Source organism: Streptomyces sp. NP160 (genome assembly GCF_006335115.1).
Taxonomy (GTDB): domain Bacteria; phylum Actinomycetota; class Actinomycetes; order Actinomycetales; family Quadrisphaeraceae; genus Quadrisphaera.
This window is the reverse complement of the sequence record NZ_VDMJ01000013.1, coordinates 51,773-74,838: the sequence shown is the minus strand read 5'-3', so window position 1 is coordinate 74,838 and position 23,066 is coordinate 51,773. Positions and strand designations below refer to the sequence as shown.

Below are 23,066 nucleotides of genomic sequence, written 5' to 3'. Positions count from 1 at the left end.
CGGAGGCCGCCGCCCGGCTGGCGGTCAGCACCTCTACCCGCTGGGCCAGGGCCCGCACCGAGGAGTTGCCGATGGTGCCGCGGGCGAAGGCCGCGTGGGCGAAGGCCAGGCCGCGCGCCACCGGCACGAGCGTCACGAGCAGGGCGGCTCCCACGAGCACCTGCCACACCACGGGCAGCGAGGTGATGCCGGCGATCGTGACGCCGCCCCCGGCGGCGGCCTCGGCGCGCTCGCCCCAGGCCCAGTAGCTGACGCCGGCCAGGCCGGTGCTCAGCCACGCCACGGTGATCGACCACGTGACGGTGGCCAGGGCGACGGCGATGGAGCCGTGCAGGAGGTCGAGCCAGAGCTGGCCGTCGCGCAGCCAGTCCCACCAGCGCCACCAGCGGCCGGTGCGGGTGGGGGCCGGCGGGGTCAGCGGGGAGCCGGCGGGCCGCGGGGCCTCGATGCGCTCCCCCGTCCAGGCCAGGCGGAACCTCTCGACGTGCGCGAACCCGCGGGCGCACGCCAGCACGGCGAGCAGCGCCACGAGCGCCAGGGGCAGCAGCACCACGGTCGAGGCGAGGCTGGTGACCAGGCTGGCCAGCGACCACAGCACCACCGTCGAGGCGAGCGCGACCGGCAGGCCGGAGAGCAGGTAGAGCAGGTCGCCGGGGGTCCGGCGGAGCCACCCCCGCACCACGGAGGAGGCGGGTCGGGAGACGGGCGGTCGGGTGTCGGGTGCGGCGGCCGCGAGCGGCGCCGTGGCGGTGTTCGTCATGGGGAAGAGCCTGGTCGCGGGCGGTGTGCGCGACCATGGTGCGACCCGGCGTCTGCGGGGTGGGGGCAGCCCCACCCCCGGCCCTGCGGCTCTCCCCCGGTCGGTCACGCGCGCCCTGGCGAGGACGCCACGGCGTCGTCGTCGCGCAGGTCCACCCCGTGCTCGCCCACTGCATGCTCGCCCACCGCCTCCTCGCCCACCGCCTGCGCGCCCGACCGGTGCTGCGCGCCCAGCGCGCGCACGAGGTCCATGACCTCGGACGCGGACAGGTCGCGCCCCGTGGCGGCCGCCGCGGCGTACGCGTCGGGCGGCACGCCGGCGGCCAGCTCGGCGGCGTAGCGGTCGAGGTCGGCGTCCATGGCCGCGGGCGAGTAGCCGATCCGGCCGGCCTGCCAGGCGACCGCTCCCGCCACCTGGGCGGCCTCCTGCGCCCTGCCGTCGCGGTGGAGCAGGTGGCTGGCCGTCGCCAGGCCCACCAGCCAGGACGTGGTCTCCCCCACCCGCCAGGCGCGCTCCAGGCTGTCCAGCAGCGCCGCCCAGGCCTCGGCGAGGCGCCCGCGGGCCACCTCGACCTTCGCCTGCGACCACCGCGAGCTCAGCCCCACCCACGAGTAGCCGCACGCGTCGGCCTCGGCCACCGCCGCCTCCAGGCGCGCGAGGGCCTCGTCCGCGTGACCGTCCTGCCGCTCGACCTCTCCCAGCACCATGAGCGACTCCGCGCGGGTGGCGGCGTGGCCGAGGGCGTCGCTGATGGCCAGGGCCGCCTCGGCGTGCCCGCGGCCGGCGGCCACCTGGCCGCCTCCGGCCTCGAAGTACGCCACCAGCGCCAGGGACTGGGCCTGCACGAGCGGGTCGTCGCAGCGGGCCGCGTGCTCCCCCACCTGGACCAGGGCGCGCCCGACGCCGGGCAGGTCGCCGGCCAGGTAGCTGAGCAGCGCGGCCCCGCTCCAGGCGCGCGCCCGCGTGGCGGCGTCGGGCTCGCCGTCCGGGTCGCCCGCCACGGCCTCCAGCGCGGGCAGCAGGTGCCCCAGGCCCTCTGCCACCAGCCCCTCGCGGTACCAGAACCAGAAGAAGCCGCTGGCGATCGTCAGCACGACGGCGGGGTCGCCGTCCGACAGCGCGGCGCGGATGTTGCCGGCCTCGTCGTGCAGCCTGTCGGTCTCCAGGGCGGCCAGGCGCCCGCGCATGGAGGGGTCGGCGTGGGCGGCCAGGTCGGCCACCCACTGCACGCGACGGGCGGCGAGCACCTCGCGGCGGCCCGGGTCGAGGCGCTCCGCGGCGTGCTGCCGCAGCGGTTCCAGCAGGTGGAAGCGGCGCTGCGGCCCCGGCCGCGAGGCCACCACGAGGCTGCGCCCGACGAGGTCGGCCACCACGGGCACCACGTCGGGCCGCTGGAGCACCCGCTGCGCGGCGTCCAGGGTGAACCCCCCGGAGAACACCGACAGGTCGCAGAAGACCTCGCGCTCGGCCGGGGTGAGCCGGTCGTAGGACCACGAGACGGCCGCCTGCATCGTGGCGTGCCGCGATGTGGTGCGGCGCCCTCCGCGCAGCAGGGTGCCCAGGCTGGAGCCGTCGTCCGCGAGCGCCGCCACGTCGGCCAGCGCCAGCACGCGGACCTGCGCGGCCGCCAGCTCCACGGCCAGCGGCAGCCCGTCGAGGGCGGCGCACACCTCGGCGACCCGCTCCAGGTCGTCCCGGGTGGGGTGCCACGCCGGGGAGGCGGCGCGCGCCCGGTCGACGAAGAGGGCCACCGCCTCTCCGTCGGGGCCGCCGGACAGGACGGGCACCTCGTGGGTGCGCTCGCCGTCCACGAGCAGCGGCTCGCGGCTGGTGGCCAGCACCCGCACGTCGGGGCAGGAGGCCAGCAGCACCTCGGCGAAGGCCGCCGCCTCCTCCACGACGTGCTCGCAGTTGTCCAGCACGAGGAGCAGCCGGCGGGGGCGCAGCACCGACGCCAGCGCGGCCGCGGGGCTGGGCCCGCCCGGCGGCACGAGACCCAGCGCGGTCGCCACGACCTCCGGCAGCAGCCGACCGTCCGCCAGGGGCGCCAGCTCGACGAGCCAGGGTCCGTCGTCGTCCTGCTGGCGCCGGGCCACCTCCAGCGCCAGGCGGGTCTTGCCCGCGCCGCCGGTCCCGGTCAGCGTGACGAGCCGGTGCTGCGCGAGCAGGTCGGTCACCTGCGCCACCTCCGCCTCGCGGCCCACGATCGGCGACGTCGGGGCGGGCACGTTGGACGTGCGCGCGATCGGGCGGCGACCCGCCGGGTGGTCGGGGCCGTGCGCCGCGCCGCGGTCGGCCCCGAGCAGGGAGGCGTCCCCCGCCTCGACGGCGGCGCGCAGCGCTGAGACCGAGGGCCCCGGGTCGGCGCCGAGCTCGTCGGCGAGGCGCTCGGCCAGCTGGTCGAGCGCCGCCAGGGCGTCACCGCGGCGGCCCTGGCGGTGCAGCGCCAGGGCGAGCAGCTCCCAGCCGCGCTCGCGCAGCGGCTCGGCGGCCACCAGGGCGGAGGCGGCGGCCGAGGCGGCGGCCGCGTCACCGCGCTCGAGGTCGGCGGCGACGCGGTCCTCGCGGGCCGCCGCGAGCAGGTGCTCGAGCCGGCGCACCTCGGGGGCGGCCCACCCCCGCCCGGCCACCTCGACCAGCGCGGGCCCGCGCCACAGCGCCAGCGCCTCCTGGAGGGCCTGCGCGGCGGCCTCCGGGTCGACGCCCAGCAGCGTGCGGCCGCGTGAGGCCAGCCGCTCGAAGTCGGCGGCGTCGGTGCTGGCGGCGTGCAGCGCGTAGCCGGGGCCGCGGCGCACCAGCACCGTCGCCTCGCGCGCCGACGCACCCGGCTCCAGCGCGCGCCGCAGCCTCGCGACGTGCGCCTGCAGCGTGGTGGCGGCCGAGGCGGGCTGCTCCTCGCCCCACAGGTCGTCCTGGAGCGCGGCGTCGGTGACCATCCCGCCCTCGGCCAGGGCCAGGCGCTGCACCAGCGCCCGCGGGAGCGGTCCACCGAGGGCGGCCTCCTCACCGTCCACCAGGACCCTCAGCGGCCCCAGCACCTCGACCCGCACACCACCTCGACCACCCACCACGCGTCCCCCACCGTCCCCCGGCTCGCCGGCGCCGACGGCTCCACCGCTGGACCAGCTCGACGGGGCACTGGTAGCACGCGCGCGCCACCCAGCGCCACCCCCTCCCGAGCACTCGCCACCGTCCGTCGTCGACCTGCGCCGGAGCGTGGTCAACGGCTCCGGGAGTGCCAGGGGGGGAGGGAGTCAGGAGGCGTCGGCCACGACCGCTCGCAGGAGCGCGAGCTGCTGCTCCGGCGGCACCGCCGCACCGCGCGCCGCCGAGGCGTCGCGCTCGGGCGGCCCGAGCCGCAGCTCCACCTCCTGCGCGGTGCGGGCGACGTCGGGGTCGAACAGGCGCGGTGAGGCGCCGATCCGCGCGCCCTGGGCCTCCGCAGCCGCCAGCAGCACCGCGGCGTCCAGCGGTCGGCCGGCGTGCACGAGCACCCCCGCCACCTCGCAGAGGGCGGACACCCACGCCAGCGCCTCCCCCAGCCGCCAGGCCCGCTCGCCGAACTCCGCGGCGGCGCGCAGGGCGGCGCGGGTGCGGCCGGCCGCCAGCTCCGCCTTGGCCTGCAGCTGGCGGGCCGCGAGCGCCACCGACGGCGTGCCGTGCGCGTCGGCCAGCGCGGCGCAGCGCTCGAGGTGCTCGACGGCGCGCCGGGCCAGCCCGCTGCGCAGGTCGGCGACGCCCAGGGCCAGCAGGGCGTCGGCCTCGATGACGCCCGAGCGCGCCGCGGCGGCCACCGCGAGCGCCGCCGTCGCCTCGGCGCGGGCGCCCTCGCCGTCGTCGTCGGCCATCGCCAGCCAGAACGCGCGGTTGGTCATGACCCGGGCCCGGGCGCGCGGGTCTCCGCTGGCCCCGGCGAGCACCTCGGCGCGGTCCAGCGCGGCCACCGAGCCCGCTGGGTCGCCCAGGAGCCTGGCGAAGAGGCTGACGCAGGTCCACCCGTAGGAGCGCAGCGCCTCGCCGACGCCCGGATCGAGCGCCGGGTCGGCGTCGAGGGCCTCCAGGCCGGCCCGCAGCCGGGCGGCGCTCGCCGCGGTGCGGGAGGGGATCGCGTACAGCGACCAGTGGGCCCCGGTGCCGATGCGCACGGCGTCGCCGGGGGACGCGGCGGCGAGCGCGGCGTCGACGTCCGCGGCGACGTCCACCAGGCGGGCCATGGCGGGCGTGCCGGCCAGGCCCCGCAGGTCCGGCGGTGCGGCCTCCGCCATCCGCAGCACCCACGCCGTGTGGCGGCCGACCAGCTCCGCGCGGCGGCCCGGGTCGAGCCGGGCCGCCGCGAAGCTGCGGACCACGCCGAGCAGCCAGAAGCGCCGCGGCGCGCCCGGCGGCGAGACGGAGACGAGGCTGCGCGCCACGAGGTCGGCCAGCACCGGGACGACGTCGGGGCGCCCGAGCACCTCGCGCGCCGCCTCGAGGTCGAAGGAGCCGGCGAAGACCGACAGGGCCGTGAGCACGTCGGCCTCGGCGGGTCCCAGCCGGTCGTAGGACCAGGCGATGGTGCCCTGCATGGTGGTGCGCCGGGTGTCCCCGCGCCGCCCGCCGCGCAGGAGGGCCTGGTGGTCGTCGAGGAGGCCGAGGAGGTCCGCCAGCGTCAGGGCGCGCAGCTGGGCCGCGGACAGCTCCAGCGCCAGCGGGAGCCCGTCGAGCGCCGCGCAGAGCCGGTCCACGCCGCGCAGCTCCTCGGGCGTCGGCCGCCAGCCCGGGGCGGTCACCTCGGCGCGGGCCAGGAAGAGCCGCACGGCGTCTCCGTCGACCCCCGCGGACAGCTGCGGCACCTCGTAGGTCCGCTCGCCCTCGGCGCGCAGCGCCTCCCGGCTGGTCACGAGCAGCCGCAGCCGGGGGCAGGCGTGCAGGAGGTCCTCGGCGAGGGGGGCGACGTCGTCGAGGAGGTGCTCGCAGTCGTCGAGGACCACCAGCACCTCCCGCTCGGCCAGCACGCGCGCCACGGAGGCGGTGTCGGCGGCGCGCACCCCGGTCAGCGGCGTCGCCAGACCGAGCGCGGCGGCGAGCGCCCGCAGCGCGGGGCTCCCGCCGTCGGGGCCCCCGCCGGGGCCGGCTGCCTCGACGGGACCGAGGGCCACCAGCCACGGGCCGTCCTCGTCGGCGCGCCGCCGGGCCACCTCCAGCGCCAGCCGCGTCTTGCCGGTGCCCCCCGGGCCGGTGAGCGTCACCAGGCGGTGCTCCGCCAGCAGGCGCCCCACCTCGTCCAGCTCCGCGGCGCGCCCCACGAGCGGGGAGGCCGGCAGCGGCAGGTTGGTCGACCGCACCGGCGGCGCCGCGGGCTCCGGTCTCCCCGGGACCGCCGGGGCCGCCGGGGAGACGGCGGCCTGCGACCCCGTCCCGCTGCCGGCGGCGGGACGCGGGAGCAGGAGCGCCGGGTCGTGGGCGAGCAGCCGGCGGAAGAGCTCCTGCACGCCCGGGCCGGGGTCGGCGCCCAGCTCGGCCTGCAGCAGGGAGCGCAGCTCGGCCAGGCGGCCCAGGGCGTCGGCCTGGCGGCCCTGCCGGTACAGCGCCAGCGCGAGCAGCTCCCAGCCGCGCTCGCGCAGCGGGTGCTCGGCGGTGAGCGAGGCCGCCGCGCCCGCGGCCTCGGCGTCGTGGCCCAGGGCCAGCTGGGCCTGCACCGCGTCCTCGCGGGCGCTGAGCAGCAGCTGGCCGAGCCGCTCCGCCTCCGGCGCGGCCCAGGTGCGGTGGGCGACGTCCGCCAGGGCCGGGCCGCGCCACAGCGCCAGCGCCTCCGCCAGCACCCGCGCCGCCCGCCCGGGGTGCTCCGCGAGCGCCGCGCGGCCCTCGGCGGCGAGCCGCTCGAAGCGCTGGGCGTCCACGGCGTCGTCGTCGAGGACCAGGGCGTACCCCGGACCGCGGCGCACCAGGGGCTGCTGGTCGGCCGCGGCGGCGGACCCCGCGGGCAGCAGCGCCCGGCGCAGCCGGGAGACGTGGGCCTGCGTGGTGCCGGCGGCGCTCGGCGGAGGGGCGCCGTCCCAGAGGTCCTCGTGGAGGGCCGTGTCCACCACGGTGGCCCCGCGGGCCAGGACGAGGCGCACCAGCAGCGCCCGCGGGACGGCGCCGCCGACGGCGACCGGGTGGCCGTCCACGGCGACCTCCAGGTCCCCCAGGACGCCGACGCGGAGCCCGGGGTGCACCGGGTCAGGGAACACCACGGCCGACCAAGACCACCAGGGCGTTCCTGAGGACGGGGCTCAGCGCAGGGCGAACCGCTGCAGGTCGCCCGCGTACGCCTTGGCCGGCGGCCGCGCGTACTCACCGCGCCGGCTGGTCGACAGCCCCGCGAGCACGAGGGCCTGGGCCATGCCGACCGCCGCGGCCACGCCGTCGACCACGGGCACGCCCAGCTCGGCCGACAGCGAGGCCGCGAGGTCGGTCATGCCGGCGCAGCCGAGCACGACCACGTCGCTGCCGTCGTCGTCGAGGGCCTTCGCGCAGGACGCCGCGATCGTGGCCCGCGCCAGCGGGTCGGTCTCGAGCTCGAGCACCGGGATCTCGCAGGCGTGCACCCCCGCGCAGTGCTCGCCGAAGCCGTACCGGACGGCCAGCTCGCGAGCCCGCCCGGCGGTCCGGCCCAGGGTGGTCACCACGCTGAAGGAGCGCCCGACCAGCACGGCGGCGTGCATGGCGGCCTCGGCGATCCCGACGACCGGCCCGCGCGCCACCTCGCGGCAGGCGTCGAGCCCCGGGTCGCCGAAGCAGGCGACCACGTGGGCGTCGGCCCCGGTGGCGCTGCCCTCGAGCACCGCCTCCAGCAGCCCGGGCACCGCGAGGGCCTCGTCGTAGTGGCTCTCGATGCTCGCCGGGCCGGAGCGGGAGGTGACGGCGCGCACGGTGGTGCCCGGGCCGGCAGCGGCCCGGGCACCCTCCGCGACGAGCGCCGTCATGGACCCCGTGGTGTTGGGGTTGACGACGTCGACGATCACCGGACGTCGACCGCCGTCGGCGCGCTGGCGCGGTCGTCGTGGGTGGCGCCGTCCGTGACGTCGGCCTCGGTGTCCGCGACGGCGATCGCCGCGAGGGTGGGCGAGCCGGGACGCAGGGCCAGGGCGCGGTAGACCACCAGGCCCAGGCCGCAGCCGATGAACCACGACCAGTCGCTGACCCACAGGGCCTGGCCGAGCAGGCGGGGCAGCAGCACCGAGGCGATGGCCACGGCGCCGGAGACGCAGGTGGCGACCAGGGCGTCGGGGTTGTACCCCTTGCGGTACCAGTACGCGCCGCGCTCGTCCATCGAGTACATCGCGTCGACGGCGATGCGCTGCTTGCGGACGAGGAAGTAGTCGGCGATGAGCACGCCGAACAGCGGGCCGATGAGCGCGCCGAGGATGCCGAGCGTGTAGTGGATGGCGGTGTCGTTGGCGTACCAGTTCCACGGCGTGAGCACCACGGACCCGACGGCGGCGATCATGCCGCCGGCGCGCCAGGAGATCTTCTGCGGGTTGACGTTGGAGAAGTCGAACGCCGGTGCGATGAAGTTGGCGACGATGTTGATGCCGATGGTGGCGGTGGTGAAGGTCACCGCACCGAGCACCACGGCGAAGGTCGAGTCGATCTGGGCGACGGTCTCCACCGGGTCGGTGATGAGGCGGCCGTAGACCGGCAGCGTCGCGGCGGCGGTGAGCACCGTGAGCAGCGAGAAGAGGACGAAGTTCACCGGCAGGCCGAGGAAGTTGCCCTTCTTGACGGCGCGGAAGGAGTGCGCGTACCGGGAGAAGTCGCCGAAGTTGAGCATCGGCCCGGAGAAGTACGCGACGACGAGCGCCGTCGCCGAGAGCATGGTGCCCAGCTGCTGCAGCGGCGTCAGCGACACCTCGGACAGGGTCAGGGAGACGTCGAAGTCCGCCTCGACCAGCAGGTACCCGCACAGGACGAACATCACGACGTAGACCGCGGGGCCGCAGAAGTCGATGAACCTGCGGATGGACTCCATGCCCCGCCAGAACACCGCCGCCTGCACCGCCCACAGGAACGCGTACGTGGCGTAGCCGAGCACGCTCAGGCCGAGGAAGCCCTGCTGGGAGGCGTCCGCGTAGGGCGCCAGGCCCGGCCACAGCCGGATGAGGACGACGTCGAGGGCGGCCGAGGCGAGGTAGGTCTGGATGCCGTACCAGGCCACGGCGATGGCACCGCGGATGATCGCGGGCAGGTTGGCGCCCTTGACGCCGAACACCGCGCGGTTCACGACGGCGTAGGGCACGCCCGTCACCTGGCTCGGCTTGGCGACGAGGTTGCACAGGAAGTAGACGATGGTGATGCCGGCGATGAGCGCCACGAAGACCTGCCAGCTGGCCAGGCCCAGGGCGAAGAGGCTGCCCGCGGTGACGTAGCCGCCGACGCTGTGCACGTCGGACATCCAGAAGGCGAAGAGGTTGTACGAGCCCCACTTCTGCTGGCGCAGCGGAGCGAGGTCGGCGTTGGTGAGGCGCGGGTCGTAGCCGGGCTTGATGAGCCCGTCGCCGGCCGCGCCGTGCGCGGACACCAGCGGTGCGCCCTCGACGACGACGCCCGCGGAGGGGGGCGCGCCGCCGGCGCTGCGGCGGCGGGTGGTGGTCTCAGGCACGTGGTCCTCCTGCGGGCGGGGGCGGTCCTTGCTGCTGCTGGACGACGCTAGGGAGCCCGTGTTGCACCGCCGTTGCCCTCGTCGTATATCTCCGCGGCTCCCCCGCAGCGGTTCAGCGGTCCTCGAGGGGGACGTCGGCGACGACGTCCTCCAGCCGCTGCTGGTGCGCCCGGGCCACGGCCACCAGGGCGTCCGCGTCGCGGCGGGCGAACGCCTCGAGCATCTCGGTGTGCTCGGTGTGCAGGCGCTCCCGCGCCTGCCACGTCGACCAGCGCATGGGCTGGACCGCCTCGGTCAGGTTCCACGCCTGGGCGACCATGCCCAGCAGCCGGGGCATCCCCGCCGGTGCCATCAGCGCGACGTGGAAGGCGCGGCTGTGCTCGTGGTACCCCCGCACGTCGCCGGAGGAGAGGCACTCGCGCAGCGACCCGAGCGCCTCCCGGGCGACCTGCACGTCGTCGTCGCCGGCCCGCGGGGCCGCGGCGCGCAGCGCCGCCTCCTCCAGCGCGCCGCGCACGACGTACAGCTCGGCGAGCTCGCCGCGGGACAGGCGCGCCACCGCGTACCCGGCGTGCGCGCGGTGCACCACGAGCCCCTCGCCGACGAGCACCTGCAGCGCCTCCCGCACCGGGATCGGGCTGACGCCGAAGGCCTCGGCCACCTCCCGCAGCGGGATCGCGCAGCCCGGGGGGGCGTCACCGGACAGCACGGCGCGGCGCAGCTCGGCGAGGACGCCGCGCGCGGGGTGGTCTCCCACCGGCGCCCGCAGGCGTGCGACGAGGGGCGAGGGGTGCCGCACCGGCGCAGGCTAGGGCCGCCGGAGGCGCCGCGGGGGGCTGCGGCGCGGATCCGCGGCCGGACGCGGGTGGGGGGTGGAGCCGCCTGAGAGAATCGAACTCTCGACCTATTCATTACGAGTGAATCGCTCTGCCGACTGAGCTAAGGCGGCGCGCGCAGCGACGAGCACCGCGCGACGGGGAACACCATACCCGGCGCGCCAGTCCGGACACGCCGGACGGCTCAAGCCCTCGGCGCGTCGCGCCGTTGACCTGGCATGCGCGACGACGTCACCCCGCCCCCCACCCGACTGCGCGGCGGCCCGCCCGCCGGTCCCCGCTCCGCAGGGCTCGCCGTCGTGCTCCCCCCGCCCGCGGCCGCCGTGGTGGACCTGGACGCCCGGCGCGCCCGCTCCGCCGTGGTCGACCTCGCCACCGCCGAGCGCGGGCCGCGGTCGGCGCGTCCCGAGGACGCCCTCGTCGCCGCGGTCCCGGCCGCCCCGGTCGTCAGGGCCCGCCTCGACGAGTCGGCGCTCAGCATCCAGGACCGGGTGCGCCTGCGAGCCCTCGAGGCCGCCCGCGCCTGAGCCGGCGCCGAGCCGACGCCGAGCCGGTCAGCTGCCGCAGGTCGCGTCCTGTCCCGGCAGCACCCCGTCGAGCAGGTAGCCGTCGACGGCGCCGTCGACGCAGGCCGAGCCGCGCCGGTAGGCCGTGTGGCCCTCCCCCCGCCACGTGAGCAGCCGGGCCGAGGACAGCTGCGAGGCCAGCGACTGCGCCCACACGTAGGGGGTCGCCGGGTCGTTGGTGGTGCCCACCACGAGGATCGGCGCCGCGCCGTCAGCCCTCACGGGCGCGGGGGTGCGGGTCGGCGGGACCGGCCACACCCCGCACTGCAGGGCCCCGTAGCTCAGCGAGCGCCCGAAGGTGGGTGAGCGCTGCTCGAGCTGCGCCGCCTCCGCGGCCATGGCCTCGGGGCTGGCGTCGACCGGGCGGTCCAGGCAGCTGATCGCCGTGAACGCCTGCAGGATGTTGGAGCTGTACGTGCCGTCGGGCTGGCGCCCGGCGTACGCGTCGGCCAGCTGCAGCAGCCGCGACCCGTCGCCCGCGCGCGCGTCCCTCACGGCGCTGTCGAGCAGGGGCCAGGTGCCCGCGTCGTACAGGGTGGCGATGACGCCCTGGAAGGCGAGCGGGGCGGTCAGCGGGCGCTGCGGGTCCGACGTGGCCAGCGGGCGCTGCCGGGCCTGGGCCAGCACGTCGCGGACCTGCTGGACCACGGCGTCGGCGGTGTCGCCGAGCCGGCAGTCCGAGCGCTGCGGGCAGGCCTGGGCGTAGGCCCGCAGCGACTGCTCGAGCCCCTCCGCCTGCACGAGGTCGACGTCGGTGGCGCTGGAGGCGGGGTCGAGCGCCCCGTCGAGCACCAGCCGGCCCACGCGCTGGGGGAAGCGCCCGGCGTACTCCGCCCCCAGCAGCGTGCCGTAGCTCTTGCCGAGGTAGTCCAGCCGCTCCGAGCCGACGGCGGCCCGGAGCACGTCGAGGTCCCGGACGGCGTCGACGGTGCCGAGGTGCCCGAGGAGCAGGCCGGCGTCGACCTCGCAGCCCTCGGCGAACTGCTGCGCCTCGTCGGTCTCCTCCGCCAGGCCCTGCGGCGTGCTGGGGTCGGCCGGGTCGGCGCGGTAGGCGTCGAAGTCGGCGTCGGACAGGCACTGGACGGGCTGGGACGAACCGGTGCCGCGGGGGTCGAACGCCACGACGTCGTAGTGCTGCTCCACCGCGTCGCTGACCACGGCCTGGACGCCCCCGCGCAGCCAGGCGACCCCGGAGGCCCCCGGCCCGCCGGGGTTGACCAGCAGCGAGCCCGCCCGGCCGGCGGGGTCGGTGGCGGGGTGGCGGGCGACCGCCAGCGCCAGCTCGTCGCGGTCGGGCTGGGACCAGTCGACCGGCACCTGGACCGTGCCGCACTGCAGGCCGCCGCCGCAGTCGGACCAGGAGACCCGCTGGTCGTAGTAACGCGCGTACGCGGGGTCGGTGGCCTGCTCCCCGGGCACCGTGGTCGGCGCGGTGGTGGGCGGCAGCGTGGTGGGGTCGCCCCCGGTGGGCTCCGGCGGCCCGCTGCACGCGCTCACCGCGAGGGCGAGCGACGCCAGCAGGACGGCCCCGGCGGAGGACCCGCGCCAGCTGCGGGGCCGGCGGGAGCGCCCGTCGGGGGCGGTGCGGCCGCGGTGGGGAAGCGCGGCGGTCACGGGCGGAGGGCGAGGGCCATGGCCTCGACGGCCAGGAGCGGGCTGACGCTGGCCGCGATGCGCCGCCTGGCCGTGGAGATGGCGTCGAGGCGGGCGAGCGTCTGCTCGGGCGCGCCGCGCCGCGCCAGCGCGCCCACCTCGCGGGCGAGCTCGGCGTTGACCAGGTCGACCCCGGCGCCCAGCTGCACCACGAGGACGTCGCGGTACAGGGACGCCAGGTCCACCAGGGCGCGGTCGAGCACGTCGCGCCGGGCCCTGGTGGCGCGCTTCTTCTGGTCGTCCTCGAGGGCCTTGACCTGGGAGCGCAGGGCCGGGGGCAGGGACCCGGCGGCCTCGGCGCCGAGCGAGCGCAGCAGCTCCGCGCGCTCAGCGGCGTCGCGCTCCGCGGTCGCCGCGGCCGCCTCCTCGGAGGCGACCTCCACCAGCTCCCCAGCCCGCACCACGGCCTCCCCCACGCCGGTCACCTCGAACGCCAGCTGCAGCACCTGCCGGCGCCGCGTCCTGGCCCCCTCGTCGCGCGCCAGGCGGCGAGCCAGCCCCACGTGGCTCTGCGCCGCGCGCGCGGCGTAGGCGGCCATCGTCGGGTCGATCCCGTCGCGGCGCACCAGCAGGGCGGCGACGTCGTCGGCGGAGGGGACGCGCAGCCGGACCGGCCGGCAGCGCGACTGGATGGTGGTCACCATGTCCTCGGGGCTGGGGGCGCACAGCAGCCACACGGTGCGCGGCGGAGGCTCCTCGATCGACTTGAGCAGCGTGTTGGCGCTGTGCTCGGTGAACCTGTCGGCGTCCTCCACGAGCACCACCCGCCAGCGGCCCGACGAGGGCGCGCGGGCGGCGCGCTGCACCAGCGCGCGCACGTCGTCCACGCCGATGCTCAGCTTCTCGGTGGCCACCACCTGCACGTCGGCGTGGGTGCCCGCCAGCACGGTCCGGCAGGCGTGGCACGCGCCGCAGCCGCGCTGGCCCAGGTCCTCACGGTCGCACTGCAGCGCCGCCGCGAAGGCCCGGGCGGCGGTGGAGCGCCCCGAGCCCGGCGGCCCGGTGAACAGCCACGCGTGCGTCATCGCCGAGGGCACCTGCACGGCGCCGCGCAGCTGGGTGACGACGTCGGGCTGGCCGGCGACGTCCTCCCACACGCTCACCGGCCCGCGTCCCAGGCGTCGGCCGGGTCGACGTCGGCCCGGCCGGGACCGCCCACCCCGGTGGCGCCGGTGGGTCGGGCCGGCGTCGGCTGGGCGCGGCGGTCGAGGTGCGGCGGCGGCGGGAGCACCGGCTCGAGGAGCTCCCTCACCCGGGTCGCCACGTCCGGGGCGGGGGCCTCGGCGTCGACCACGAGGAACCGGCTGCGGTTGCGGCGCGCCAGGTGGCGGAACCGCTCGCGCACGGCGGCGTGGAACTCCGCGGGCTCGCGCTCGAGCCGGTCGAGCTGCTCGCCGAGCCTGGCGCGGGCGGCCTCGGGGGAGAGGTCGAGCAGCACCGTGGCGTCGGGCAGCAGGTCCTCGGTGCCCCACAGGGACAGCGAGGCGACCTCGTCGTCCTCCAGGGACCTCCCGGCGCCCTGGTAGGCGACGGAGGAGTCGATGTAGCGGTCGGTGACCACCACGGCCCCGCGGGCCAGCGCCGGGCGCACCACCTCCGCGACGTGGTGCGCCCGGTCGGCGGCGTACAGCAGGGCCTCGGCCCGCGGGGAGACGTGGCCGCCGTGCAGCAGCAGCTGCCGGATCCCCAGGCCCAGCTCGGTGGCCCCAGGCTCTCGGGTGAGCACCACCTCGTGGCCGCGCTCGCGCAGCCAGTCGGCGAGGAGCCTCGCCTGGGTGCTCTTGCCGGACCCGTCGCCGCCCTCCAGGGACACGAAGAAGCCGGGGCCGCGGCGGCGGCGCTCGGGCCGTGCGGTGCTGCGCAGGCGCCACGCGCGGACGAGGTCCGCCCGCAGCGGGCCGGACTGGCCGTCGTCGAGGGTGCGGTAGGCGGCCAGGCCGATGCCGGTGGCCAGCACGGCCGCCACGAGCAGCGTCAGCGCGGCGCCGTTGTAGGTGAGCCCGGCGGTGTCGGTGAACTGGATCCGGTGGGTGCCGAACAGCGCGGCCAGCGCCGGGGCGAGCGCCAGCACCCCGACCAGGACGACGCGCGCCGAGGACTGCACGAAGGCGAACGTGCGCCCGCGCACCTCGTCGGCCACCTCCAGGCCGAGCAGCGTGTACCCGGTGACCCAGGCGACGCCGCCGCACGCGCCGACCACCACCGACAGCGCCGCGACGATGACGATGTTGGGCACCAGGGCCAGCGGGAAGAGCACCGCCCCCGCGCACACCAGCGACAGCGCGAAGAGGCGCCAGCGCGGGAGCGCCGCGAGCACGCGCGGCCCCGTCCACATGCCCAGCGCCAGGCCGGTGAAGACGGCCGCGAACAGGACGCCGTAGCCGGCGTCGCCGGCGTCGAGGTCGTCCACGAAGGTCCGGGCGACCCCGATGACGAAGCCGCCGGCCGCGAAGGCGCCGAGCATGCCGACGACGAGCCCGCGCACCAGCGGCGTCGCCCACACGTACCGCCAGCCCTCCACGATGCTGCGGCCCACGCCCTCGGGCGCGGCCGCGGCGCCGTCCTCCCCCGCCCGCCGCGGCGGCAGCACCAGGCGGGCCACGACCAGCGCCGCCACGAGGTAGCTGGCCGCGTTCAGGTAGAGCGAGACCGCGACGCCGTCGAGCGCGGCGGGGAGCACGGGGTTGAGCAGGGCCAGGCCGCTGAACAGCAGCGCCGCGACCGGCGCGGTGCCGTAGGTGACCACGAGCGTGAGCTGGTTGGCCGCCTCCAGCGACTCCCGGGGCACGATGTTGGGGACGGTGGCGTCCTTGGCGGGGGTCCAGAACAGGCCCACCACCTCGATGAGCACCGTGGCGACCAGGAGCCACCACAGGGTGCCGACGAGCGGGATGCTGGCGAAGAGCAGGCCGCGCAGCACGTCGCCCACGACCATGGTCGTCTTGCGGTCCCAGCGGTCGGCGACGACGCCGGCCAGCGGGCCGAACACCACCGCGGGCGCCAGGCGGAGCACGAGCACGCCGGCGACGGCCAGGTTGGCCGCGGCGTAGGCGTCACGCGCACCGCCCGACAGGCTCACGGCCAGCGCCGTGGTGGCGAGCAGGCCCAGCCAGTCGCCCAGGCTCGACAGGCCCAGGCACCACCACAGCTGGCGGAAGGACCGGATGCGCAGCACCGCGCGCACCCCGTGGTCGGGAGGGGGCGTCCCGGCCGTCGCGGCGGCGCCGCCCGGCACCGCAGCGCTCGTCACCGGGTCAATGTAGCCGCGGCTCCTGACCACGGGCCGACCGTCTGCGACCACCCGGGCGAGCGGGCTCGCGAGCGGCCGCGGACCTCACGCCGCGAGCGGGTAGACGGCCACCGGGGTGGTCGTGGGAGCGCTGCTGCCACCGGCCGGCTCGAGGGTCACGGCCACCGCCGTCGCGCCGTCCGCGGCGCCCTCCAGCACCTCCGGGGCGCCGGTGGCGCCGGACAGCAGACCGGCCGACCGGGGCGCCTGCTCGCCGGTGACCCACCACAGCTGCCAGGTGCGGCCGCGCGGGGCCGGCTCGACGCCCGAGGGGACGACCACGGCCTCGCCCAGGGAGGCGGACGCGACCACGCGCGCCGAGCTCCAGCCGTCACCGCCGTCGGAGGCGGCCACGGTGACCGCGTCCGGGGCCGCGGCGACCTGCGCGACGACGGCGGCGGCCTGCTGGGCCTGCTGGGCCTGGTCGCGCCAGCGCAGCGCCGTCCACCCGCCGAGCGCGGCGGCTGCCACGAGGACGGCGGCCGCTGCCGCGGCGACGGCCGGGACCCAGCGGCCGGTCCGCGACCTGCGCCGGGCGCGCCGGAGCGCCACCTCGTCGTCACCCCCGACGACGGGGACGGGGGCCGGGGCGACGGGAGCGCTGCGCGCGCCGTCGGCGACCGCTGCCGGGACGGCGCGCAGGGCAGCCGCACCCGGCTCGGCGGGCAGCTGGTCGACGTCGTCGAGCGCCGCGAGGACGCGGTCGCGCACCGCGGCGGGCGGCTCCACCGGCGCGGTGAGGTCGGCCAGCGCCTCGCGCAGGTCGGCCAGCTCCGCGCGGCACGCCGCGCACCCCGCCAGGTGCTGCTCGGCCTGGCGCACCTCGTCGCCGGTGAGGGCGTCGACGGCGTAGGCGGCGGTGAGGTCGTGCTCGCTCACGTCGTCCTCCTCACCGCTCGCCGCGGGGCACCGTCCACCCCGCGCACCGCACCACCAGCACCACCGCCGGGTCCACCGGGACCCCCGCCGGGGTCGGCGTCCTGGCGCACCATCTCTGCGCGCAGGCGTGACAGCCCGTCGCGCAGGCGCGTCTTCACCGTGGGCACCGGCACCCCGAGCCGCTGGGAGATCTCGGTGGACGTCCGCCCGCCCCAGTAGGCCAGCAGCACGGCCTCGCGCTGCAGGTCGGTGAGGCCGCTGAGCGCCGAGCGCACGCGGGTCTCGTCCTCGCGCTGCAGCACCTGCTCCGACACCTCGTCGTAGGCGGTGCGGTTCTCACCGGCCGCCACCCTGTCCTCGCGGTCCTCGCGGGAGCGCACGGACCGCACGCGGTCGACGGCCCGCCGGTGGGCGATGGTGGCGGCCCACGCGCCGGCCGACCCCGCCGCGGGGTCGAAGCGCGCGGCCTGGCGCCACAGCTCCACCATGACCTCCTGGGCCACCTCCTCCGCGAGGGAGGGGTTGCGCAGCACGGCCCGGGTCACGCCGAGCACCTTGGGCGCCAGTGCGTCGTAGACCTCGGCGAACGCGTCGCGGTCGCCGCCGGCCACGCGGGACATGGCCGCGGCCAGCGGGTCGCCGCTGCGTCCGGGTCCTGCGTCGACACCGGTCCCCCCCTCCTGGCTCACGGGTCCTCCTCCGTGCTCCTGGCAGCAGTTCGGTGCTGCACGCCCCGCGGATGGGGGCCGAACGGGTGGTGCTCCCCTGCGAGCACCCCGTGCCTCACGCCGACGACCGCGTCAGCCGGCGCGTCAGCGCTTGGAGGCCGTCGAGCGCGACGCCCCCCCGCGGGAGCCGCCGCGGGCACCGCCTCCGGAGGCCTTCGCACCCTTCGCTCCCCTGGCGCCCTTGGCGGGGCCCTTGGCCCGCTTCTCGGAGAGCAGCTCGGCGGCCCGCTCCAGGGTGATCGCCTCGACGGTGTCGGCGGTGCGCAGCGTGGCGTTGGTGGTGCCGTCGGTGACGTAGGGGCCGAAGCGGCCCTCCTTCACCACCACGGGCGCGCCGCTGGCCGGGTCGGCGCCCAGCTCGCGCAGCGGCGCGGCGGCGGCCCGGCCGCCCCGTCCGCGCTTCGGCTCCGCGTACAGCGCCAGGGCCTCCTCGAGGGTCACCTCGAAGAGCTGGTCCTCGCTGGTCAGCGACCGCGAGTCGGTGCCCTTCTTCAGGTAGGGCCCGTACCGGCCGTTCTGCGCGGTGATCTCCTCACCGGTGGCGGGGTCGGTGCCCACGAGGCGCGGCAGCGAGAGCAGCTTCAGGGCGTCGTCGAGCCCGACGGTCTGGAGCTGCATGCTCTTGAAGAGCGACGCGGTCCGGGGCTTGGCGCTCTTGGGCGCCCCCTCCTCCAGGACCTCGGTGACGTAGGGGCCGAACCTGCCGGCGCGGGCCACCACGGTGCGGCCCGTGGCCGGGTCGGTGCCCAGCTCGCGGTCGCCGTCGCCGGCGGTCTCCAGCAGCTCGCGGGCCTTGGCGGGGGTGAGCTCGTCGGGGGCGAGGTCGTCCGGGACCGAGGCGCGCTGGGGCTCGGCGCCCTCGGGGGCGCCCTCCGCCGGCGGGATCTCGAGGTAGGGGCCGTAGCGGCCCACGCGCAGGGTGATGCCCTCGCCGACGTCCAGGGAGTTCACGCCGCGCGCGTCGATGTCGCCCAGGTGCTCCACGAGCGGCTTGAGGCCGGTGCGCCCGGCCGGGGACGGCGCCCCGCCGCCCGCGCCGGCCGGCACCGCGCCGCCGTCGGTCCCGCCGTCGCCGCCGGGGCCGAAGTAGAACCGGCTCAGCCAGGCGCGGCGGTCCTCGGAGCCGCTCGCGATCCGGTCGAGGTCGTCCTCCATCTCAGCGGTGAAGTCGTAGTCGACGAGGTGGTCGAAGTGCTCCTCGAGCAGCCTCACCACCGCGAACGCCAGCCAACTGGGCACCAGAGCGGTGCCGCGGCGCCACACGTAGCCGCGGTCGGAGATGGTGGCGATGGTCGCGGCGTAGGTGGAGGGACGGCCGATGCCGCGCTCCTCCAGCGCCTTGACCAGGCTCGCCTCGGTGTAGCGCGGGGGCGGGGAGGTCTCGTGGCCGTCGGCGGAGGCGCCGAGCACGTCCACGCGCTGGCCCTCCTCCAGCTGCGGCAGGCGCCGCTCAGCCTCGCCCGAGCCGTGGCGCTCCTCGTCGCGGCCCTCCTCGTAGGCGGCGAGGAAGCCGCGGAAGGTGATGACGGTGCCGGACGCGGACAGCTCCACCTGGTGCGAGCCCGGCTGGAGGGTGCCGGTGGACGCCTCCTGGACACCGGCGGGCGGGCGCACGTCCACCGCGCCGCCCAGGCGCACCGTGGCGGTGGAGCCGCGCGCGTCGGCCATCTGGCTGGCGACGGTGCGCTGCCAGATCATCTCGTAGAGGCGGAACTCCTCGCCGCGCAGCTGGCCGGCCACCTGCGCCGGGGTGCGGAAGACGTCGCCCGCGGGACGGATGGCCTCGTGGGCCTCCTGCGCGTTCTTGGCCTTGGAGGCGTAGGTGCGGGGCTGGGCGGCCACGTACTCGGCGCCGTACAGCTCCGCGGCCTGCGACCGGGCGGCGCTCACCGCCTGCTGGGACAGGTTGGTGGAGTCGGTGCGCATGTAGGTGATCCAGCCGTTCTCGTACAGCGACTGGGCGGTGCGCATCGTCTGGCGGGCCGAGGAGCCGAGCTTGCGGCTGGCCTCCTGCTGCAGCGTGGAGGTGGTGAACGGCGCGGCGGGCTTGCGGGAGTACGGCTTGGTCTCCACGGAGGTGACCGACAGCCCGGCGGAGCCCGCGGCGTGCAGGCCCTCGGCGACGGCGGTGGCGGCGGCCTCGTCGAGGCGGACCAGCCCGGCGCCGAGCGCTGCGGCGCGCTCGGTGAGCCGGCCGGTGTCGGCGAAGTCGCGGCCGGTGGCGACGCGGGCGCCGTCCACGCCCACCAGGCGGGTGGTGAAGCGCTGGGCGCCCCCGGACCCGGCCGGCGAGGTGTCGGCCTGGACGTCCCAGTACGACGCCGAGCGGAACGCCATCCGCTCGCGCTCGCGCTCGACCACCATGCGGGTGGCCACGGACTGCACCCGGCCCGCCGACAGGCCGGCGCGGACCTTGCGCCACAGCACCGGGGAGACCTCGTAGCCGTACAGCCGGTCGAGGATGCGGCGGGTCTCCTGCGCGTCGACCATGTGCGCGTCGATGTCGCGGGTGGCCTCCAGCGCGCGCTGGATGGCCTCGCGGGTGATCTCGTGGAAGACCATCCGCTTGACCGGCACGGTGGGCTGCAGCGTCTGCAGCAGGTGCCACGCGATGGCCTCGCCCTCGCGGTCCTCGTCGGTGGCGAGGTAGAGCTCGTCGGCCTCCTTGAGGGCCCGCTTGAGCTCGGTGACCTTCTTCTTCTTGTCCGCGTCGACCACGTAGTAGGGCTCGAAGCCGTTGTCGACGTCCACGGCGAACTTGCCGAAGGGACCCTTCTTCATCTCCGCGGGCAGCTCGGAGGGCTGCGGCAGGTCGCGGATGTGGCCGACGCTGGCCTCGACCTCGTACCCGTCGCCGAGGTAGCCGGCGATGGTGCGCGCCTTGGCGGGCGACTCGACGATGACGAGCCGGCGCACGGGCGCTGCGGAGGTGGAGCTTCGGGCCACGGACGGGCCTGCCTTCCTGGCGGTCGGGCTGGCGCGCGGCCAGCGGGTGCGTGTCACGATCAGCGGGCCGTCGGCGGTGCGCCCTCCCCGGGGGCGTCCCCGCGGGGCGGCTCAGCCGGTGGACCCCGGCCTCGCCGACGGCTGCGGCGCGGTCACCGTACCTCCCGCCGCACCGCCCCCGCCCCCGGCGCGCGGCGCGGCGGTCCCCCCACCGCCCGGCGGAGCCACCCGAGCGGCTGCTCGGTCGGCAGCTCGGTCGGCTGCTCGGCCGGCTGCTCGGTCGGCTGCTCGGTCGGCGGAGCGCTGCAGGAGCAGGAGCGCGAGCAGCGCGGCGCAGGCCGCCCCGCCGACGCCGAGCGCCCCGCCCCCGCCGGCCACCAGCTGGCCCAGCCGCCCGGCCGGCTCCGGGGGCACCGACGCCCACGTCGTGGCCAGCGCGGCCGCCGCTGCGCCCAGGCCCACCACCGCTCCGGTCACCAGGACGACGACGGCGGCGGCCCTCCCCGCCGAACCGGCCCCCGCCGTCGGCCGGCCCCCCGCCAGCGGGGCGAGCAGGGCGCCCCAGGCGAGCACCACGAGCATGGCCGCCACGGCGTCGCTGGGCCGGTGCCAGCCGGCCGCGAGCGTCCCCACCCCGATGGCGGAGGTGTAGGCGGCCCCCAGGACGGCGACGAGCGGGCGCAGGCGCACCGGGGCCACGAGCAGGGCGGCTGCGGAGACGGCGCCGGCGAAGGTGGTGTGGCCGCTGGGCAGGGAGTTGGCGAGGACGTAGGTGACGTCGAGGTCCGGCCGGTGCAGCAGCAGGTGCTTGGCCACCTGCGTGGTCGCCAGCGACCCGCCCACCAGCGCCACCGCGGCCAGGGCCAGGCGCACGCGGCGCTGGGCCAGCGCGACCACCGCCACCGCGGCCAGCGCGGCGAGCACCGCCACCGCGGAGACGCTGTCCAGCACGAGGTTGGCGCTGTCCTCCAGGCGCCACAGGCGGGTGCGGGCGCCGACGAGCGCCGCCTCGTCCACGGCCTGCCCGTGGGCGGTGAGCACGAAGACCCGGTGCAGCGCCCAGACGCCCACCGCGGAGGCCGCCGCCAGCAGCACGCCGGCGGCCACCACCACGGGGCTGCGCGTGCCGGTGGCACCGGCGCGGCCCGCTCCCGCGCTGCCGCGCTCGAGCTCCCGCTCGGCGCTCACGGCGTCACGTCCACTCCAGCAGCCCGTCCTCGAGCAGACCGCGCACCTGCGGCAGCAGCTCCGCGCGCAGCGCCCCGGCGTCCACCTCGAGCAGCGCGGCGAGCGCCGCCACCACCTGGCCGACCTCGAGCTCGCCGTCGCAGGCCCCGACCAGCCCGGCCAGCGCCGTGCCGACGGACGCGACGCGCCCGAGCCCGCCACCGGCGCGCAGGAGCACCGCGCGCGGGCCGCCCTCACCGGGCCGGGCGTGCCGCTCCTCGGTGACGTCGTCGGCCACCCGCAGGCGGGAGGCCAGCAGCGCGTCGTCGCCGGTGGTCGCCAGCCGGTCGCGGGCGGCCAGCACGGCGGCCACGTGCTCGCCGAGCGGGCGCTCCAGCGGGGAGGTGACCTCCTCCACGCGCGACCACCGGGTCCGGCCGGCAGCGTCGGCGGGCGGCGCGTGCAGGACGACGAAGCCGAGGCCCACGGCCTCCACGCCGCGGGCCGCGAAGTCGTCCAGCCAGGCCTCCAGCAGCGCGTCGGCCTCCGGACCGGGTCGCTGGCCGCCGTCGCGGATCCACGTCTCGGCGTAGTGCGCCGGGTCCATCACCTCGCGCTGGACCACCCAGCCGTCCAGGCCCGAGGCGTCGAGCCACCCCTGCACGCGCGTCTGCCAGCCCTCGCCGGCGCGGTGCTCCCAGTTGCCGAGCAGCTGGGCGCTGCCGCCGGGGGCCAGCACGCCGCCGAGGCCCGTGACCAGCTGCTCCACCACGGCGTCACCGACCAGGCCGCCGTCGCGGTACTCCCAGCCGGGCACGCCCGCGGCGCGCGGGGTGACGACGAAGGGCGGGTTGGAGACCACCTGGTCGAAGCGCTCCCCGGCCACCGGCTCCAGGAGGCTCCCGCGCCGCAGGTCCAGCTGGACGCCGGCGAGGGCGGCGTTGAAGGCGGCGAAGCCGAGGGCCCGGGCCGAGGTGTCGGTGGCGGTCACGGACCGGGCGTGGCGGGAGGCGTGGAGCGCCTGCACCCCGCTGCCCGTCCCGATGTCGAGCACGCGGCCCACCGGAGTGCGCACCGCCAGCCGCGCCAGCGAGGCCGACGCCCCGCCGATGCCGAGGACGTGCTCCGGCGGCAGCGGCCGCCCGGCCCCCAGGGCGTGCTCGCCGAGGTCGGAGGCCACCCACCAGGCGACCTCCCCGAGGGCGTCGACGGCGGCGTGCGGGCGCAGGTCCACCACGGCGCGCACCGCGTCGTCCGGGGCGCTCCCGGCGGCCTCGACCAGGCCGTGGGCCACCGCCCCGGCGGTGCCCGTGCGGGGCAGCGCAGCGTCGAGCGCTGCCCGCGGCACCGGGTGCGCGAGCAGGAACAGCCGGGTCAGCACGCCCACCGGGTCGCCGTCGCCCGCGGCGCGCGCGGCCCGCGCGGCCGGCACCAGGGAGTCGCGGCGCAACGCGGCCTCCGCCACCGGCCCCAGCAGGCCCTCGACGCCCTCCACCGTCCACCCGGAGCGCTCGAGGTCGGAGCGCAGAGCGGCCGCCGAGGCCCCCTCGAGCTGAGGGGGCCTCGGCGGCCGGGCCGCGTCGGCCGGGGCTGGCTGGGCACTCAGTGGCACGCCCCGA

The 23,066-nt window shown here is 77.7% G+C and carries 15 protein-coding genes and 1 tRNA gene; 1 reads left to right on the top strand and 15 read right to left on the bottom strand.

Annotated features, from left to right (window positions below; all coding sequences use genetic code 11):
• The 7 genes from FHN55_RS08490 to FHN55_RS08460 form a co-directional block, all read right to left on the bottom strand.
• Positions 1–760, bottom strand: a 760-nt coding sequence (locus FHN55_RS08490; RefSeq protein WP_180357717.1) for a sensor domain-containing protein, incomplete at its 3' end; no start/stop codon positions are given.
• Positions 761–864: 104 nt separating this feature from the next.
• Positions 865–3,774 carry a BTAD domain-containing putative transcriptional regulator gene (locus FHN55_RS08485; RefSeq protein ID WP_218974468.1) on the bottom strand — a complete coding sequence of 970 codons (2,910 nt, stop codon included), beginning with the start codon at positions 3,772–3,774 and terminating at the stop codon, positions 865–867.
• Positions 3,775–4,014: 240 nt separating this feature from the next.
• Positions 4,015–6,957, bottom strand: a complete 2,943-nt coding sequence (locus tag FHN55_RS24110) for an AfsR/SARP family transcriptional regulator (RefSeq protein ID WP_139711873.1) — start codon at positions 6,955–6,957, stop codon at positions 4,015–4,017.
• 57 nt (positions 6,958–7,014) lie between these two features.
• Entirely contained in the window at positions 7,015–7,746 is a 732-nt protein-coding gene (locus FHN55_RS08475; protein WP_139711872.1) for an aspartate/glutamate racemase family protein, read from the bottom strand.
• Complete coding sequence (locus tag FHN55_RS08470; protein WP_139711871.1) at positions 7,743–9,383, bottom strand: NCS1 family nucleobase:cation symporter-1; 1,641 nt, start codon at positions 9,381–9,383, stop codon at positions 7,743–7,745. The genes FHN55_RS08475 and FHN55_RS08470 overlap by 4 nt, the downstream gene beginning before the upstream one ends.
• Before the next feature lie 112 nt (positions 9,384–9,495).
• Entirely contained in the window at positions 9,496–10,182 is a 687-nt protein-coding gene (locus FHN55_RS08465; protein ID WP_139711870.1) for a GntR family transcriptional regulator, read from the bottom strand.
• A 74-nt stretch (positions 10,183–10,256) separates the two neighbouring features.
• Positions 10,257–10,332 (bottom strand) — tRNA-Thr (locus FHN55_RS08460).
• 105 nt (positions 10,333–10,437) lie between these two features.
• Here FHN55_RS08460 and FHN55_RS08455 point away from each other — a divergent pair.
• The gene (locus tag FHN55_RS08455; protein ID WP_139711869.1) at positions 10,438–10,746 is read left to right on the top strand and encodes a hypothetical protein; all 309 of its coding nucleotides are present in this window, start codon (positions 10,438–10,440) and stop codon (positions 10,744–10,746) included.
• 27 nt (positions 10,747–10,773) lie between these two features.
• On the opposite strand, the gene FHN55_RS08450 is transcribed toward FHN55_RS08455, so the two are convergent.
• From FHN55_RS08450 to FHN55_RS08415, 8 genes are all read right to left on the bottom strand, one after another.
• Positions 10,774–12,399: an alpha/beta hydrolase gene (locus tag FHN55_RS08450; protein ID WP_139711868.1), complete on the bottom strand. Its 1,626-nt coding sequence runs from the start codon at positions 12,397–12,399 to the stop codon at positions 10,774–10,776.
• A complete protein-coding gene (locus FHN55_RS08445; protein ID WP_139711867.1) occupies positions 12,396–13,541 on the bottom strand; it encodes a DNA polymerase III subunit delta' in 1,146 nt (381 codons plus the stop codon). The genes FHN55_RS08450 and FHN55_RS08445 overlap by 4 nt, the downstream gene beginning before the upstream one ends.
• Positions 13,538–15,688: a dTMP kinase gene (gene tmk / locus FHN55_RS08440; RefSeq protein WP_218974467.1), complete on the bottom strand. Its 2,151-nt coding sequence runs from the start codon at positions 15,686–15,688 to the stop codon at positions 13,538–13,540. Before tmk ends, FHN55_RS08445 begins: the two co-directional genes overlap by 4 nt.
• A gap of 84 nt (positions 15,689–15,772) precedes the next feature.
• On the bottom strand, positions 15,773–16,606 hold the full coding sequence (locus FHN55_RS08435) for an anti-sigma factor domain-containing protein (protein WP_139711866.1): 834 nt from the start codon (positions 16,604–16,606) through the stop codon (positions 15,773–15,775).
• The gene (gene sigK, locus FHN55_RS08430; protein ID WP_257570809.1) at positions 16,603–17,295 is read right to left on the bottom strand and encodes an ECF RNA polymerase sigma factor SigK; all 693 of its coding nucleotides are present in this window, start codon (positions 17,293–17,295) and stop codon (positions 16,603–16,605) included. The genes FHN55_RS08435 and sigK overlap by 4 nt, the downstream gene beginning before the upstream one ends.
• 123 nt (positions 17,296–17,418) lie before the next feature.
• Positions 17,419–20,280, bottom strand: coding sequence for a type I DNA topoisomerase (gene topA / locus FHN55_RS08425; protein WP_218974466.1), 2,862 nt, complete (start codon positions 20,278–20,280; stop codon positions 17,419–17,421).
• A 111-nt stretch (positions 20,281–20,391) separates the two neighbouring features.
• Positions 20,392–21,468: a phosphatase PAP2 family protein gene (locus FHN55_RS08420; protein WP_139711865.1), complete on the bottom strand. Its 1,077-nt coding sequence runs from the start codon at positions 21,466–21,468 to the stop codon at positions 20,392–20,394.
• Between the two features lie 4 nt (positions 21,469–21,472).
• Complete coding sequence (locus tag FHN55_RS08415) at positions 21,473–23,059, bottom strand: methyltransferase (protein WP_218974465.1); 1,587 nt, start codon at positions 23,057–23,059, stop codon at positions 21,473–21,475.
• Positions 23,060–23,066: the final 7 nt, after the last annotated feature.